12 protein-coding genes are annotated in these 15819 nt (G+C 61.8%); 3 read left to right on the top strand and 9 right to left on the bottom strand.

All coding sequences use genetic code 11. The annotated features are described in order from the left end of the window. Positions 1-141: 141 nt before the first annotated feature. From G3574_RS13555 to G3574_RS13540, 4 genes are all read right to left on the bottom strand, one after another. Positions 142-801 carry a 2-hydroxychromene-2-carboxylate isomerase gene (locus G3574_RS13555; RefSeq protein WP_163963997.1) on the bottom strand — a complete coding sequence of 220 codons (660 nt, stop codon included), beginning with the start codon at positions 799-801 and terminating at the stop codon, positions 142-144. Positions 802-920: 119 nt separating this feature from the next. Continuing rightward, positions 921-1136 carry a hypothetical protein gene (locus G3574_RS13550; protein WP_163963995.1) on the bottom strand — a complete coding sequence of 72 codons (216 nt, stop codon included), beginning with the start codon at positions 1134-1136 and terminating at the stop codon, positions 921-923. A gap of 90 nt (positions 1137-1226) precedes the next feature. After that, complete coding sequence (locus G3574_RS13545; RefSeq protein ID WP_235953417.1) at positions 1227-2291, bottom strand: AI-2E family transporter; 1065 nt, start codon at positions 2289-2291, stop codon at positions 1227-1229. A 236-nt stretch (positions 2292-2527) separates the two neighbouring features. Continuing rightward, positions 2528-2941: a winged helix-turn-helix transcriptional regulator gene (locus G3574_RS13540; RefSeq protein WP_163963993.1), complete on the bottom strand. Its 414-nt coding sequence runs from the start codon at positions 2939-2941 to the stop codon at positions 2528-2530. A 92-nt stretch (positions 2942-3033) separates the two neighbouring features. Here G3574_RS13540 and G3574_RS13535 point away from each other — a divergent pair, with 92 nt between their 5' ends. From G3574_RS13535 to G3574_RS13525, 3 genes are all read left to right on the top strand, one after another. After that, on the top strand, positions 3034-3462 hold the full coding sequence (locus G3574_RS13535; RefSeq protein ID WP_163963991.1) for a PaaI family thioesterase: 429 nt from the start codon (positions 3034-3036) through the stop codon (positions 3460-3462). Between the two features lie 136 nt (positions 3463-3598). Next, a complete protein-coding gene (locus G3574_RS13530; RefSeq protein WP_163963989.1) occupies positions 3599-3910 on the top strand; it encodes a hypothetical protein in 312 nt (103 codons plus the stop codon). A 245-nt stretch (positions 3911-4155) separates the two neighbouring features. Next, a complete protein-coding gene (locus G3574_RS13525) occupies positions 4156-7080 on the top strand; it encodes an ATP-binding protein (RefSeq protein WP_163963987.1) in 2925 nt (974 codons plus the stop codon). Between the two features lie 400 nt (positions 7081-7480). On the opposite strand, the gene G3574_RS13520 is transcribed toward G3574_RS13525, so the two are convergent. The 5 genes from G3574_RS13520 to G3574_RS13500 form a co-directional block, all read right to left on the bottom strand. After that, positions 7481-9427: a DUF4214 domain-containing protein gene (locus tag G3574_RS13520; RefSeq protein WP_163963985.1), complete on the bottom strand. Its 1947-nt coding sequence runs from the start codon at positions 9425-9427 to the stop codon at positions 7481-7483. A gap of 196 nt (positions 9428-9623) precedes the next feature. After that, the gene (locus G3574_RS13515; RefSeq protein ID WP_163963983.1) at positions 9624-9818 is read right to left on the bottom strand and encodes a hypothetical protein; all 195 of its coding nucleotides are present in this window, start codon (positions 9816-9818) and stop codon (positions 9624-9626) included. Positions 9819-9932: 114 nt separating this feature from the next. Continuing rightward, positions 9933-10679 carry an SDR family oxidoreductase gene (locus tag G3574_RS13510; protein ID WP_163963981.1) on the bottom strand — a complete coding sequence of 249 codons (747 nt, stop codon included), beginning with the start codon at positions 10677-10679 and terminating at the stop codon, positions 9933-9935. 233 nt (positions 10680-10912) lie between these two features. Continuing rightward, positions 10913-13282 carry a DNA polymerase II gene (locus G3574_RS13505; protein ID WP_163963978.1) on the bottom strand — a complete coding sequence of 790 codons (2370 nt, stop codon included), beginning with the start codon at positions 13280-13282 and terminating at the stop codon, positions 10913-10915. Positions 13283-13367: 85 nt separating this feature from the next. Next, positions 13368-15806 carry a DEAD/DEAH box helicase gene (locus G3574_RS13500; RefSeq protein WP_235953415.1) on the bottom strand — a complete coding sequence of 813 codons (2439 nt, stop codon included), beginning with the start codon at positions 15804-15806 and terminating at the stop codon, positions 13368-13370. Positions 15807-15819 lie beyond the last annotated feature (13 nt).

The following is a 15819-nucleotide window of genomic DNA, read 5'->3' as shown; positions in this document are numbered from 1 at the left end:
GTTTACTTACGGCATTATATCAGCCAAAAATGAGAAACGCACCGTGTTTGTCCAAGACAAAGTAAACGGGTGTTTACGGCTGGAAGGGGTAAGCGTGCTCGCCGGGAGATCCGGGATGGCGTATTTTTCCGGTCGAAGCGCTCAGGCGGCCGGCATACGCAGGTCGCCCTGCCTGCCGGTCGAGCCGAGCAGCAGCGGATCCTGGGTGGGCATGGCGCCGTGAGACTGCGCCCATTCGAAGGCCTCTTCCATCCGGTCGTCTCCCCAGAACACCTCTCCATTCCAGACGAAGCTGGGCGCGCCGATCACGCCGGCCTGCTTTGCCATCTCGGTGTTGGCGATGAACGCCTGCCTTGCATCCTGGGCATCCGCGCCGGCAATGATTGCCGCCGCGTTCTGCCCGAGGTCCTGGAGCAGGTCGTGGAGGATGGCAGGTTCCCAGATGTCCTGGTGTTGCAGGAACCAGGCACGGTAGGCGGCCTTGGTGAAATCCGCGCCCCAGCCATCGGCTTCCGCGAGGACGGCGATGCGTCCCGGCAGGGTGGACCGGTCGATCGGGTAGGGCGGGATTCCATTCCAGTCCAGGCCATGGCGCGCGGCACGGCGCTCGATGTCGCGCCACATGTACCGCGTCTTGGCGTCCTTGCCGAGGAAGGGATGCTCGGTCAGCACGGCGCCCACGTGGAATGGACGCCATTTCACCGTGATGCCTGTGCTCGCCTCGAACTGTTCGATGCGCATCACCGACAGGTAGGTGTACGTGCTGCCGAAGTAATAGAAAAAATCGAGTGAACCGGACATGTCGTCGCCCTCCGCGCAGCCGATGACGCAAGCGTCCAGTCTAGCCACCTTCCGCGGAGACGCGCAGCATGGCGCGCTTGAGCGGCATCAAGATGTTGAAGGGAGGATGCCGGCCGGCCTCAGGCGAGGTTCACCAGGTCGGCGTCGATCTTTTCGAGCGCCTCCGGAGTGATGAGGCCGCCGGAAAATTGCGCCACGGTCGCCAGCGGAAAGCCGCGGCCCATGGCGATCTGGGGGTGGGTGGAAATGCCGGGAAGATGCTTTTCGAGGACAGCCTTGCTCGCATCGTTGTCGAGAAGGTCGCCGAGCTTGGATTGGGTGGACAGCGCAGACATGGATGACTCCTGATTGAAATAGCAACGAGCATACTGTGCCCGCGCTGCCCCGGCCACCGATTAGTCGGCTTCCTCTAGAAAACTTTTTCTTCAGGCGGCGCGCTTCTTTTCGGGGCTGGAAACGGTCTTGGGCCGCAGCAGCACCGGCTCATCCTTGCGCAGCCACCAGAACAGCACCGCCATCATGAACGGGCCGACGAAGAGGCCGATGACGCCAAGCGTGGAGACCCCGCCCAGCAGGCCGAACAGCACCGCCAGAAACGGCAGCCGCACGCGCGCGCCGATGAGCTTCGGCCGCACGAACTTGTCCACCAGGAAGAGTTCGAATGCGCCCCAGGCAAACAGCCCGATGGCCGGGCCGACATTGCCCTGTCCTAGCAGCACGAGCGACACGAGCGAGAACGACAGCGGTGCGCCGCCGGGGATCAGCGCCATGTAGCCGGTAATGATGCCCAGCAGGGCAGGCGCGGGCGCGCCGGCGATCGCATAGGCGATGCCCAGCACCACGCCTTCGAGCAGCGCCACCGAGCACAAGCCGAGGGCGGTGCCGCGCACCGACAGCGGAAACAGGTCGCGCACGATGGCGTAGTGCTTCGGGCTGAGCCGCTCGCCGGCATGGTCCACGTAGCGGATCACGGCGGGCCCTTCAAGGTAAAGCACGCACAGGGTGAGCAGGGACAGGAAGAGATAGAGCGCATTCGCCAGCAGCGACGGGCCGAGGGTGCTGAGCGTTCTCGGCAAGTGCGGCAGCATGTCGCCGGCGGTGGTCTGGAGGAGCAGGTTCAGGCCGCCGGGCACGGCCAGGTGCTGCTGCCACCACGCCGTCGCGGGCTTGGCCAGCATGGGCAGCCGCGTCAGCCATTCGGGCGCCGGCACGCCGCTGCCGTTGACCTGGCTGACGAGGCGCTCGATGGTGGAAATTTCATTGGTGACGGTGTTGAGCAGCACCATCGAGGGCGCCGCGAACAGCACGACCAGGCCGCCCACCAGCACGGCCGCGGAAGCGCCGCGCGTCCATCCGCGCGCCATCAGGCGCTGGTGCAGGGGCCAGGTGATGACCGCCAGCAATCCGGCCCAGGCCAGTGACAGGAGGAAGTGATTCAGAAGGAGGCCCAGCGAAACAACAAACAGCAAGGGCAGGGCGAGGGCAAACATGTTCATAAAACCAGGCGAATTGGATGAGGGATGCCGTTCGGCGTGAAAGGACGGCTGGCGGTTGACGCTTCGAAGCGGTCGGGTGCACACGTTGGAAGCAACGGGCGGGCGCGGATCGCCACCGACCTGCGGTGTCCTTTCATGACAAGCATGGTACTCCCGTATCGACCGGAAATCGACGTTCTTGGCATTCGGGCAATGGCTGCCGCGTCGGCTTCCGGATACGGCACGCCCGATCAGGCAGGTTCCACTGGTGTTTCAGGCTGGGTCTTCTTTGCCGAGCGCGCCAGGTGCGCCAGATCCTCGCGTCCGACGCTGATCGCCCACGCCTCTGCCCAGAGGGACAGGGGGTGCATCGCGGCAAGAAGCTGCCGGCCCGATTCGGTCAGGCCGAACCCCCCGCCGTCCGCCAGGTCGATGACGCGTGCATGCCGCAGTTCCTTCAGCCGCGTGTTGAGCACGTTCGGGGAAGACATCTGGCAGACGTCCTGCAGGGTGCGGAACGATCGCCGCTGGCCGTCGCGCAGTTCCCACAGGATGCGCAGCGCCCAGCGCCGACCGAGAAGGTCGAGGACGGCCATGATCGGCTGCCCGGATTCGGAATTGCGAACGGGGCTGCCAGGTTCGATGAGCTTGCTTTTCTTCGTCATGACGGATTGACTGGGGTTTGGGAAATCGCTATCTTTTAAATAGCGCTATCATCTCGATAGCAAGACCGAAGCATACCCTCCCGGAGGACGTCTTGGAAAATTTTCTGGCAAGGACACGTGCGGCGCTGGACGCCCAACCCTTTACCCGCTTGCTGGGGGCATCGCTGGCAAGCATGGACGGCAAGTCGATCGAGCTGTCGCTGCCCTTGCGCGACGACCTGAAGCAGCAGCATGGCTTTGCGCATGGCGGCGTGCTGAGCTACCTCGCGGACAATGCCCTCACGATCGCCGGCGCCATGGGTTTGGGCAAGGGCGTGCTGACCAGCGAATTCAAGATCAATTTCCTGCGCCCGGCCACCGGTTCCAGCCTGCTCGCGCGCGCCAGCGTCGTGCATGCCGGCAAGCGCCAGGCGGTGTGCCGCTGCGACGTGTTCGCCCGCGACGGCGACGCGGAAAAACTGGTGGCTACCGCGCAAGGCACGATCGTGGCGGTCGATGACCTGCCGGATGCGAAGGCCTGACAGACCCATTGTTCGACTGCCGACGGCAGCGATTTTCATTTTGACAACCGGTCGCTCCTGGCCTAGCCTGTTGGGGTGGCCGGTAACATCATCCAGCTCCACTCACCGACCTTGCCGGAGATTGATCGTGATGAACATGAGCAACCTGCGAATCCGTCTAGCCCTCTGTCTCGCCCTCCTGGGTGGCCTGGCGGCCTTCCTTGCCCGGGAATTCGTTCCCGGAGTGCCGCTGGTCACCATCCTCGGCGTGGCAGTGCCCATCGCCCTGGCGATCGGTCTCCTTCTCGTGGCTGCCATCCTGGTCGAAGGCGCCTTCAACTCGTGGACATTCAGGCATGGCGGGATGGATGCTCAGTGGCTATGGTTCCGGCATGACCCGCCGGGCGCCGAGCGCTTGCGCCGGCAGATGCGCGGCACGCCACCGGCAAGAGGCGACGCGGGCGATTGATTGCCCGGCAGGCGAAAGCTTGCCCGACTTGCATGCCGACCTGGCATCACTGGCCGATGCCTCGTTCCGCAGTGTTGCATCCTCGCGCCAAACCGCGCTTCCTTGTGGAAGGATTCGAGCGATTCGACGAGAATTGGTAAGAAATTTTACGAATTCCTCCGGTCGTTTCCTTGCGTCACCCTCTCCGTCCACTGCTGTCTTCCTTGCGGACCGCGTCCGGCCATGCCGGACCGGACCGGCGGGCAATGGCCATCCGGCTCGCCCTGCTGATGGCAATCGTGCTGCCGCTGCTCTGGAGCGCGATCTTCTTCGAGCTGTCGCGCAAGCGCGAGCACCTCCTCGCGACGAGCGAAGCCCAGGCCGGCCACCTTGCGGAATTCTTTGCCGAACAGGTGCAGACGACGGTGCAGATCATCGATCTCGCGCTCGTCGATTTCCGCAACCAGTGGCGTGACCGGCGCGACGGATTCGACGCGGCCGTTGCCGAGCGCCAGCAGTTTCTCGAAAAGGATTTCGTATTCCAGGTCAGCATCCTGGACCGCGACGGCAAGCTGGTCTACAACAGCAACAATCCCCACCCGCAGCCCGCGGATTTCTCCGACCGGACGCATTTCCGCGTCCACCGCGACCTACCCGGCGACAAGCTCTACATCAGCGAGCCTCTGCTCGGGCGCATTTCCGCGCGCTGGGCGATCCAGTTCACCCGCCCGCTGCACGACAGCAAGGGGCGCTTCGACGGCGTCATCGTGCTGTCGGTCCCGCCGGAATACTTCACGCGCATTTCGCGCCGGGTCGTCGTCGGCAGCCAGGATTCGCTGTCGGTGCTGCGCAGGCAAGGCGACCTGCTGGCGCGCTGGCCATCCATCCGCTTCACGCCCGGCGAAACGTTCAAGGAAGTTCCGTTCCGGGATGCGCCGCCCGGAACCGGCGGCACCATGGAAAAGGCGGCGCAGCTCGATGGCGTGCGCCGGCGCTACGCCTGGCAATCATTGGCGAAGTATCCGCTGGCGGTCAGCTATGGACAGTCCACGGAAGAACTGCTCGCGCCGCATGCGCGCGAACGCCGGATCTACCTCGCCAGCGGAGCCGCGGTGTCGCTGGTGCTGGTGCTGGTCGGCTGGCTGGCGCTCAACGCCTTCCGGCTGCGCAGCCAGCGCCTGCAGGCCGAACACGTGCGCAAGCTGATCGAGACCGCGCCCGACGCCTTCATCAGCCTGGATGCCGGCGGCAAGGTCATGGAATGGAACACGCAGGCCGAGATCATGTTCGGCTGGCGCCACCAGGACACGATAGGCCGCCCGCTCCACGAACTCGTCCTGCCCGCCGAACTCGTCGACTGCCACTTGGCATGGCTGGCCGAGCGTCGGGACCGCCGCGGCCTCGAGGCCGGACCGCCGGCCGGCGAGCGGCTCGAAATGCCCGCGCTGCACCGCGACGGCCGCCGCCTGCTGCTGGAAATGACGGTCGGCACCCTGCGCGTCGGCAATGCCCTGCGCTTCAACGCCTTCATCCGCGAGATCAGCGAACGCAAGCGCGTGGAGCAGGAACTCCGGCATGCCAAGGAAACCGCCGAGACCGCCACCCGCACCAAGAGCGAATTCCTTGCCAACATGAGCCATGAAATCCGCACCCCGCTCAACGGCATCCTCGGCATGGCGCACGTGTCCCTCAATGCGGACATGCCGCCGGCGCAACGGCACTACGTCGAAACCATCCTGCGGGCCGGGCGCGGACTCATGCGCATCATTAACGACATCCTCGACGTGTCGAAGCTGGAAGCCGGCAAGCTGGAACTCGAGCATGCCGGCATCCACCTCGACAGCCTGCTGAGCGAGGTGACGGTGCCCTTCGAAACGGCGCTGCATGAGAAAGGCTTGTGGCTGAGGATCGACAAGGACCCGTCGCTGCCCGCATGGATCGTCGGCGACGGCTTGCGGATCCAGCAGATCCTCGGGAACTTCATCAGCAATGCCATCAAGTTCACCGCTGCCGGGGGCATCACCGTCCTCATGTCGCGCGTGGAGAACGATGCCCGCGGGCCGCTGCTGCGCCTGGCCGTGAGGGACACCGGCATCGGCCTGTCGCCGATCCAGAAGGCCACCTTGTTCCGTCCCTTCCAGCAGGGCGACGCCTCCATCACCCGCCAGTACGGCGGCACCGGGCTCGGCCTTGCGATCTGCCGACAGCTTGCCGAACTGATGGAAGGGGAAGTCGGCGTCGACAGCACGGAGGGCGCGGGCAGCACCTTCTGGTGCGTCCTGCCGCTGCAACCGTCTCCGCGCGCCGGCGAGGCCGGAGGAGAGGCCCGCCCGCATACCAGCCAAGCCGGCATGCTGTCCGGCGCCCGCATCCTGGTGGTCGAAGACAACGAGTTCAACCAGCAGGTAACGATGGAGTTGCTGGGCAGCCAGGGCGCGCAGGTCAGCGTCGCGGGCAACGGCAAGGATGCGCTCGACGCGTTGCACGCCCAAGCCTTCGACTGCGTGCTGATGGACGTGCAGATGCCGGTCATGGACGGCTATGCGGCAACGCACGCCATCCGGGCGGTGCCGGCATGGCGCGACCTGCCGGTGCTGGCGTTGACCGCCAACGTGTACAAGAGCGACCGCGACAAGGCTGCCGCCGCCGGGATGAACGACCTCGTCGCCAAACCCTTCGAACCGGAGTCGCTGTATTCGCAGCTGGCTTTCTGGCTGCGAGACGGTCGGCACGCAGCCCCTGCCAACACTGCCAACGCCACTCTGCAGCCAGCGGCGCCCGCGACCTTGCGCGAAGACGGCGTGGTCGATCTCGGCAGGCTGGCCGCGATGGTCGGGGACGATCCCGCCACCATCCGCCGCTTCGTCCTGCGCTTCATCGGCACCACGGAGCAGGCGATTGCCGAGATGCAGGCCGCGTTCGACGCGCGCGACCTCGCGGCATTGCATGCGCTCGGCCACCGCGTGAAGTCCGGTGCGCGCACGGTGGGAGCGGACGCCCTGGCGGCGAGCTGCGAACGGCTGGAAGCGCAGCCGGACCTGCCGCAGCCGTCGCAGCTTTCGGAGCTGCGCATGATGCTGGATGCGTTCCGCGATGCCTTGCAGTTGCCTCGCGCCGCCGGTCCGGTGCAGGGCGCCACGGCTGTGCGACGAGACATTAAAGTTGTTGCGACTGACCTGCATCGAGAATGATGGGGCGAAGCGCGAAGCACCGCAAAACCTTCCCGAGTCGGGGCATGGAACGTCAAGGCTTCGTCAAGCCTCTCGTCGGGCACCGCAGTAATTGCAACTGGCGAGGAAAAGAAGCAAGTAGTTGCCATGCTGCGCGACAAAGTGATGAGTTCATGTAGCCATAGTTACTGCAACTGGCGCTTCGATTGTTTTCCAGTCCTCCATGCATCGTTTTGCATGGAGGATTTTTTACGTCCGCTTATCGTTGCAGACCTGCCCTTCGAGTTGTGCAAGTCAACGCCTCATATCGACTCTTTGCTGCCATAGCTTAGTCCAGATACCTGCCGTTCAGGGGATGTAGATTAACTGTCTTGACGTGCCGTAGAAAAAGCACGCCTATTGCAACGCGATTTCAACATATCTAGGCAATGGTTAGAGCGTGACTCGAAGCGCTGTATGTCGCATTGGACAAGTCGTACAGCCCTGTGAGCTTGACAACCAAATCCGCGTTCGTCAATGCGGTACTCCCGCTCATGTCCTCCATCAGGTAAGTATCGCCTTGGTACTGAAACCACCTGATGTTCGCTGTATTGCTTCCGTCGGCTGATGCAGCAAGATCAAGGGCATTGACAACTCCGGAATACAGCGAGGTCGCATTACTGACGTCAACCTTTGCCGGGATGAAGGTTTCTGAAGCGCTGCCAGCGTGGAATATGATTCGTTCCTTGGAACTAATGTCCGTGATGGTCGTAATGACCGGACTTGCCACGTTACTGACGACGCTGGCATTCACGATGAAGTTGTCGGTGCCGCCGCCGCCGGTCAGCGTCGCGCTAAATGGACCGGTGATGATTGTGTCACTGTCAGACCCACCTAGAACTTTCAATCCAGCTGCCGAAGACGTCACATGGTTGAGATCGATCGTAATCTTTGCTAGGTACTGAGACGCGTCGATGAGTGAGACGCCGCCCGCAGCAGCAGTTCGCGAGCCGAAGCCGTCGGCAAAGGAAAGCGAAATATCAATATAGTTTCTCTCGATGGTCACAGTTTGTGCGGTTGAATCTGCACCCAATGTAATGACTTCCGAGGCTTTTGGCTCAATGATGTTCGGGTAGGTACTGATATAAAAGTGTTCGATGCCTTCCGCCGCAATCGTGCCCGCGTTAATTACCCCACCAGAGAATGACGGATATGGGATCTGCGGCTTGAAGGTGATCGTAAAATCGTCTGATGGCCCGCTTGCACTGGTCATTCGAAGTGTCGTAACCGCTCCATTGTTGTCGCCAAAATACGAAATCGAAAAGGCCATTTCCTTTGTGACGCCATCATAAGTCGCTGAGCTGGTGGCCGTCTTCATCACCAGATCCTTGATCGTACATTTGGACAATAACGACACGTCGCATCCTGTCTGGCTGTCCAAACTCAATACCTGGAAGTTCGCAAATTGCTCCGCATTCGCGGCGTTCACTAGTGCCGCCGACAGCGTATTTGTCCCGGCACCGCCGTCGATCAGCGTTTTTAAGCTCGACGACGACGGGGCGACACTTCCACCTTGCGACATCATTGAATCATCCGCGCTTCCGAAGGAAATCGACGACCCTGCGGCGACGTTGGCTTTGACATTCACGACGTGCATGCGTGTAAGTGCATAGGTGCCATCCGCTGTAATATCGGCTTCGAATGGGCGATAGCTGAAGCCTGAAAATGCGCTGATCAGTGTAGTGTCACTAGTGTTTTTTGAATAGGAAGTGGTGTCCACGATTTCCGATAGCCAACCCATGCCGTTGAAACGACCACTCATCGCGTAGTCGCCGACCAGTCGTGCTGTCTGGAGCGACCCCGTGAACAATTCCGCAGCCGATACTTTGTTGGCGAAATTATTGGCGTCTGTGCCTTGTGCGCTGTTTGCGAGTTTCAGCGCAAGGCTATCCATGAATTCCAGTCCTTGAAAAATCCGGTTTGCCCAGAACAGCAACTCATTAGTTGCGGGCGTGCGGCCAAACAGGTGTGCATAAAGGCTCGAGATTACCGTTCCGACTTCCAGATGCCCGTACATGGATTGATATTCAACGGATCCGACAAAGCAGGCGGCGATCTGCGCCTCGGTCAAGGTCTTTTGTTCAACTTTGTCGGCCCAAAAAGCCAAACCGGCTACATCGGCAGGCCTGCTGAAAAACGTGACATAGAGCTTTTGTACGGTATCGATTGTGACTTGTTGGAATGCCATATTGGAATACTGATTGACGCAGCGCGGCTTTCCACGACTGCTTAATGGGAATAAACGAAGAGAGGCGACGCATTCCGGGCCGACCGCCCGGTTCTCGCCTCTACAACCTGCCATGGTGCCATGGCAGTGTTGCGCAATCAACTAGCGGTCTCTAGTAAGCCTTACGTTTGGCAGGCGCATCGGGACAGGCGGCTATAAGCTGCTTTCCTGACCTAACTTGAATGTGGACGTCCTGCCGGACCCGACCCACAGCAGCCTTAGCTGCACCCCAATAGCTGCCGTTCGGTCACACTTTGTGACGGGCACACTCTAAAGTCTCTTCGACACGGATTAAACACTAAGCTGAAATGCCCCGAATGCTGTAGAAGCTCCATTTGGTGACGTTCAGTGATTTGGCGACCTCGACCACGCTTTTGCCACGGCCGCACTCAAGTATCGCCAGCGTGCGTCGGTACAGTCGCACATCATGCGTGTGGCGCGTGGTTTCCATGAGTTGACGTTGCTCTGCTTCATTCAACCGCAATTCGTCCATGGCAGCTTCCTCCTGCCGAAGTTCATGGTGCCAATATAAGGCAAACATCTTGGGATGGGCTGCTTAGAAGGGGACCCCCGAATCAAGCGCAAGAGGAGGCGAAGGAATGTGGCGCTAGCGCCCGCCCGTCACATCCAGGAAAGTGCCGGTCGTATAGGACGCTTCGTCCGACAGCAGCCACAGAATGGCTTGAGCGACCTCTTCGGGTTGGCCACCGCGCAGCATGGGTACCGATGCTTTCACGCGGTCGACGCGCCCCGGTTCTCCGCCGCTGGCATGGATGTCGGTGTAAATAACGCCGGGCCGCACGGCATTCACGCGAATGCCTTCCGGCGCCACTTCCTTGGCAAGGCCGGTGGTGAAGGTGTCGACGGCGCCCTTGGCCGCGGCATAATCCACGTATTCATTCGGTGAACCCAGCCGGGAGGCGATGGACGAGACGTTGACAATGGCGCCGCCCTGTCCGCCATGCCGGGTCGACATGCGCCGCACCGCTTCCCGCGCACAAAGGAAGCTCCCGATCACGTTGACGTTGAAAACCCGGCTGAGGCGGGCGGCATCCATTTGGTCGACACGCATCTGTGTTTCCAGCATTCCGGCATTGTTCACGAGCGCGGTGACCGGGCCCAGTGTGCGATCGACATGCTCGAACAGCCGCGTGACATCCGCTTCGACAGAAACGTCCGCCTGGAAGGCAATCGCTTCGGCTCCCGCCGCCGTCATCTCACGGACGATCTCGGCAGCGGCCGCTTCACTGTTGACGTAGCTGATGCAGACCGCATAACCGGCTTTCGCCGCGAGACGCGCGGTGGCGGCGCCGATGCCACGGCTTCCGCCGGTGACGATCATGACTTTTTTCATTCAGTTTCCTTCCCGGATCTCCGATTCGCCCTTGCTGAACCCTTGCGTACTCTACTGAACCACGATGCCCAAGCCAAATCGCCGCGAGGACGGCGATTCAGGGAAAGAGTGTATGAATCTTAAGTCGCATTGACAATATGCCGACGACTGGGAAGCGGTAGAAGCCGATCACTTATTGATCGCCAGCATGGCCTTGCTGATGATCGTGGCCATCAAGGCCCAGGTTCCAACGGTTAAAACAGCGCATGCTGCCGGTCGGTCAAGGAAGAGAAGTTGTCTCCCAGAAAAGGAAGAATCGCATCCGCCACGGGCTGCAATTGGCGCTCAAGATAGTGGTGGTAGTCGATCGGCGCCTGCAGGGTTTCCAGCGGCTCGGGGCCAGATATCGTCATCACATAGCGTATCCAGCCGCCATGCTGATATTGCAGTGCGCGTCCTTGACGCCGGTTGTAGTCGTCGGCGATGCGCGCCGCCCGCACATGGGGTGGTACGTTGCGCTCATAGTCCTCCAGGGCGCGCCGCAGCCGCTTCCGGTAGATCAGCAAGTCGTCGTGGTCGCCGTCGAGAGTGCGCCTGATATAGTCGCGCACATAGTCACGATAAGGCTCTCCTTTGAAAATGCGCAGATACAGTTCTTTCTGAAATTGTTGAGCCAACGGAGTCCAATCGGTACGTACGGATTCGAGTCCCTTGAATACGACCTCCTCGCTGCCCTCAGGCGTGGACACGAGACCCGCATAACGCTTCTTGCTGCCTTCCTCCGAACCGCGAACGGTCGGCATGAGGAAGCGGCGGTAGTGAATGTCGAATTCCAGTTCAAGCGCGCTGTCGAGGCCGTATTCGTCGCGCAGATGCCGATCCCACCAGGTGTTGACGTGGCTGACCAGGTGCTGTCCGATCTCCTGCGCCTGTTCCTCGCTGTGCGGGCGCCGGAGCCAGACAAAGGTGGAATCGGTGTCGCCATAGATCACCGGATAGCCTTGTTCCTCGATCAGTTCGCGCGTCCTGCGCATGATGTCATGGCCGCGCAAGGTGATCGACGACGCGAGACGAGGATCGAAGAAGCGGCAACCACTGGCGCCGAGCACGCCATAGAAGGCGTTCATGATGATCTTGAGGGCTTGCGACAGCGGCTGGTTGCCTTCGCGTTTCGCCGTGTCCCGGCCTTCCCACACTTGCGTGACGATCGCCGGCAGGCAGTGCTTGTGGCGAGAGAATCTGGCGCCGCGAAAGCCTGGCACGGTGGTGGCCTCGTCCTGAGTGGCGGCGCCTTCGGCCAGTCCCACGGGGTCGATCAGAAACGTGCGAATGATGGAGGGATACAGGCTTTTGAAATCGAGCACCAGCACCGAGTCATACAGGCCGGAGCGCGAATCCATCACGAATCCGCCCGGGCTGTTCTCGCCGTGGATTTCTCCGACGTTTGGGGCGACATAGCCGTGACGGTGCATGTGCGGGATGTACAGGTGTTCGAAGGCAGCGACCGATCCGCCGCTGCGGTCGACAGGCAAGCCGGTCACGCTGGCGCGCTCCAGCAGGAAGTTCATGAGGCCGGTTTTCGCGAAAATGCGCGTGACCAGTTCGCAGTCCTTTAAGTTGTAGCGGGCCAATGCCAGCTTGTCTTCGGCGAAGCGGCGATCGATTTCCGCCATGCGCTGGTAAGGATTGTCGATGGCTTTGCCTTCGCCCAGCAGGGTTTGCGCCACGTGTTCGAGACTGAACGAAGTGAAATTCCAGGTCGCGGAGCGAAGCGCCTCGATGCCGTCGATGAACAGGCGGCCGGCCGCCGCCGCGAAAAAGTGCTGGTGCCGCGGATGCTCACGCCATTCCAGCTTCCCGCCGTCGCGGCCGAAACGCAAGGGAACCTGCAGGCTTTCTGCGTGGCGATGCAGAATGCGCAGATCGAACTGCACGAGGTTCCAGCCGATGATCGCATCCGGATCGTGGCGGGCGAGCCAGTCGTTCAGCCGTTCCAGCATCTTCGCCGGGCTATCGCAATACTCGAGGGAAAAGTCGATGTCATCCGCCGGACCGGTCGGCTGTCCCAGCATGTAAACCTGACGCTGCCCGCAGCCTTCGATCGCGATGGAATACAGATCGCCATGGGCACTGGTCTCGATGTCCAGCGACGCCAGCCGAAGAGCCGGCCGATATCCTGGCGAAGGCTTCAACGGCACATTCATCACCGTACCGTTCTCCTGGTGGCCGGGAAGGTCGGAAAAACATACCGGCGCCGTGATGAACCGCTCCATGAGATAGCGTTCCGGTGGCCGGATATCCGCCTCGTACACATCGATGCCATGCTCGCGCAAGCGTTTTTCCAGTTTAAGAAGCTGGCGGTAATGACAACAATAGAGGCCGAACACGGGACGTCCGCGGAAATCCTTGAGCGTCAGCATGCGCAGATCGCAGTCGCGTTCGCCACGTAAGAGCGTGGCAGCCTGCTCACGCTGTTCGGCCGGAATAAAGGCGATCGACGGTTGGTTCGTCAGGCGGACGCGCTGAGGTCCCTGGTCGGTGGCGAGCCAGAAATCGATCTCCGTGCCCGCTGACGTGTCCCGCCAGTGGCGCGTAAGAAGAAAACCTTGTGTTGTTGCTGCCAAACTGCCACTCCCGAACCAGGCTTCCGCGCTGCATCTCCGCTAAATACTGATCCTAATGCAAATTGGAGGCGTGCGACAACCGGCTTCAGCGCAAGGGTGCCAGCAGATTGTCGAGATCTTCCTGGCTGAATTTCGGCGCCAGTGCCTGGTCGTTTCCCAGAATGCTGTCGGCCAGCGCCGCTTTGCGGGCTTGCAGCTCCAGTATGCGCTCTTCAATGCTGCCTTCCACGACCAGCTTGATCACGAAGACCGACTGGTCTTGTCCGATCCGATGGGCGCGGGCAGTGGCCTGTTCTTCCACGGCGGGATTCCACCACGGCTCCATGTGGATGACGGTATCGGCGGCGGTCAGGTTCAGGCCGACTCCACCTGCCTTCAGGGTGACCAAAAGGATCGGAACGGTTCGGGCCTGGAACTGGGCGACGATTGCTCCACGGTCGGCGGCACGGGTTTCACCGGTCAAGGCCAGCCACGGCAGGTTCAAGTCAGTCAAGGCGCCTTGCAGAATGGACAGCATTTCCCTGAACTGGGAAAACACCAGAATGCGCCGGCCTTCCGCGACCAGCGCCGGCAGCATGTCTTGCAGCAGTTCCAGTTTCGCGCGCTCGATGTCAGGCGCCGGCGTGATTTCTTTCAAAAGGTATGGATCGCAGCAGACCTGCCTGAGCTTCAGAAGCGCGTCGAGAATCGTGATCTGGGCTCCCGCGAAGCCCTTGCGCTTCAAGATGCGGCGCACCTGGTCGTCGGCCGCCACGCGCACGCTCTCGTAAAGATCGCGTTGCCTGCCTTGCAATTGCACCCGCCTGATCATGTCAGTCCTTGGCGGCAGTTCCGACGCGACCTCGTCCTTGCGCCGCCGCAGGATGAAAGGCCGCACGCGCCTGGCCAGCAGTTGCGCACGCAGCGTTTCACCGTTGACTTCGATCGGCCTCCGCCAGAGTCGCGTGAAACTGCGCGCGTCGCCAAGGAAGCCGGGCATCAGGAAATCGAATTGCGTCCACAGTTCGCCGAGGTTATTTTCCAGCGGGGTGCCGGTCAAGCTCAATCGATGACGCGCCTGCAACCGGCGTACCGCCTGCGCGCCGCGGCTGCCGGCGTTCTTGACTGTCTGGGCTTCATCCAGGATCAGAAAATGGTAGCGTTGCGTGCGAAGAGAATCGATATCCCGCCACAGCAAGGGATAGGTGGTCAGGACGAGGTCGACCTCCGCCATCCGGGCAAAATCCTCTGCGCGTTGAGGACCTTGCAGGGTCAGCACCCGCAGCGACGGCGCGATGCGTCCTGCCTCCGCCTGCCAGTTGAAGATCAGCGAAGTGGGCAGCACGACCAGCGCAGGAAGGTCGAGGCGTCCGGCCTGCTTTTCCAGCAGCACATGGGCCAGCGTCTGTGCGGTCTTCCCCAGCCCCATGTCGTCGGCGAGGATCCCGGCAAGCCGATGTTCTCTGAGATATTGCAGCCATGCCAGGCCATGCAGCTGGTATGGCCGAAGCACGATTTCTAGCCCGACCGGCGGCGCGACAGGCGTGGGTGCACCGGCGTCGAAAAGACGGCGCGCAAGGGACCGCAGCCCGGCATCCCCCTGCAACTGCCATGTGCCGTGCGCGCCGGCACGTTCGCGTGCGCTTTCTTCCAGGTCGATGAACAGGGCATCGACCCGCTGGGCGTCCCAGGAAGACAGCGGCAAGGGGCCTTCCTGGCGGTGTTGATCGCTCAGGAGATCAAGGAAATGACCGACGATCGGCTTGAGCGCACCTGCAGGCGCGTCGATGCGCTTGCCGCCCGGCGCCCGCAACCGGACCATTTCCTTGTCATCGATCCTGGCGAGCTGCTCTGCGTGGAGCCAGCGCCCGTCTCGCCTGATTAGCTGGGCCAGGAGCGGAACCAGATCCACTACCTGACCATGGATTTCCATGCCGAGGCTTAGCATCCAGGAGCCGCCGCGCGATGTCTGGTCCAGCGGCGACAGCGCAAGTTTCACGGCATGTTCGCTGCGGCGCATGCGAACGGCTTCCTTGCCAAGCACTTCGCCGGTCGCGTGGGAAACGATCACATGCCAGGCATCGACCGTCACGCTTTCATGCGTGAATCCCGGTCGGACCACAACGCTCCAGCCTTCCGACTGAAGCGAAGGGAGCTCGTCCGCCCAGAAATCATCGAACTGGTCTTCCTGGGTCAGCGTCCAAAGCGTGCCGGGTAGCTCGCAGAGATCTTCGGCGCGCCATTGCAGGTTCTCTGCCGGCAGGGGTTGCAGGCCAAGGTCCCATACGCGGTCCAGCGCGTCGGCTTCCGCGTCCAGATCGCGCAGGTAGACCGCCTGACCATCGACGTCGTTCAAGAACATTGTCGAAGCGGGCCTGCGATTCAAGAGGGTGGTCGGTGCGGGAATTTCCCAGCGCATGCCGTTGCCGGCGACATACATCCAGTCAATGAAGACGACAGTGACCTCTCCGCCGCGCGGACCCAGCCGGCCGGAGGGGCGCATGCCCAGCAATCCGTCGCCGCGCGTCAGGGTCTGCAAGGTCATGCGCGGCTGAAAA

The organism is Noviherbaspirillum galbum (assembly GCF_010974945.1).
Taxonomy (GTDB): Bacteria; Pseudomonadota; Gammaproteobacteria; order Burkholderiales; family Burkholderiaceae_D; genus Noviherbaspirillum; species Noviherbaspirillum galbum.
The sequence above is the reverse complement of the archived record's forward strand: the minus strand, read 5'-3'. Positions and strand labels throughout refer to the sequence as shown.

Excerpts from the sequence above, each read along its gene's own strand:
- G3574_RS13550 (WP_163963995.1), bottom strand. The coding sequence starts at position 1,136 with ATGTCTGCGCTGTCCACCCAATCCAAGCTCGGCGACCTTCTCGACAAC.
- G3574_RS13545 (WP_235953417.1), bottom strand. The coding sequence starts at position 2,291 with ATGTTTGCCCTCGCCCTGCCCTTGCTGTTTGTTGTTTCGCTGGGCCTC.
- G3574_RS13525 (WP_163963987.1), top strand. The coding sequence starts at position 4,156 with ATGGCCATCCGGCTCGCCCTGCTGATGGCAATCGTGCTGCCGCTGCTC.
- G3574_RS13515 (WP_163963983.1), bottom strand. The coding sequence starts at position 9,818 with ATGGACGAATTGCGGTTGAATGAAGCAGAGCAACGTCAACTCATGGAA.
- G3574_RS13500 (WP_235953415.1), bottom strand. The coding sequence starts at position 15,806 with ATGACCTTGCAGACCCTGACGCGCGGCGACGGATTGCTGGGCATGCGC.
- G3574_RS13510 (WP_163963981.1), bottom strand. The coding sequence starts at position 10,679 with ATGAAAAAAGTCATGATCGTCACCGGCGGAAGCCGTGGCATCGGCGCC.
- G3574_RS13540 (WP_163963993.1), bottom strand. The coding sequence starts at position 2,941 with ATGACGAAGAAAAGCAAGCTCATCGAACCTGGCAGCCCCGTTCGCAAT.
- G3574_RS13530 (WP_163963989.1), top strand. The coding sequence starts at position 3,599 with ATGAGCAACCTGCGAATCCGTCTAGCCCTCTGTCTCGCCCTCCTGGGT.
- G3574_RS13555 (WP_163963997.1), bottom strand. The coding sequence starts at position 801 with ATGTCCGGTTCACTCGATTTTTTCTATTACTTCGGCAGCACGTACACC.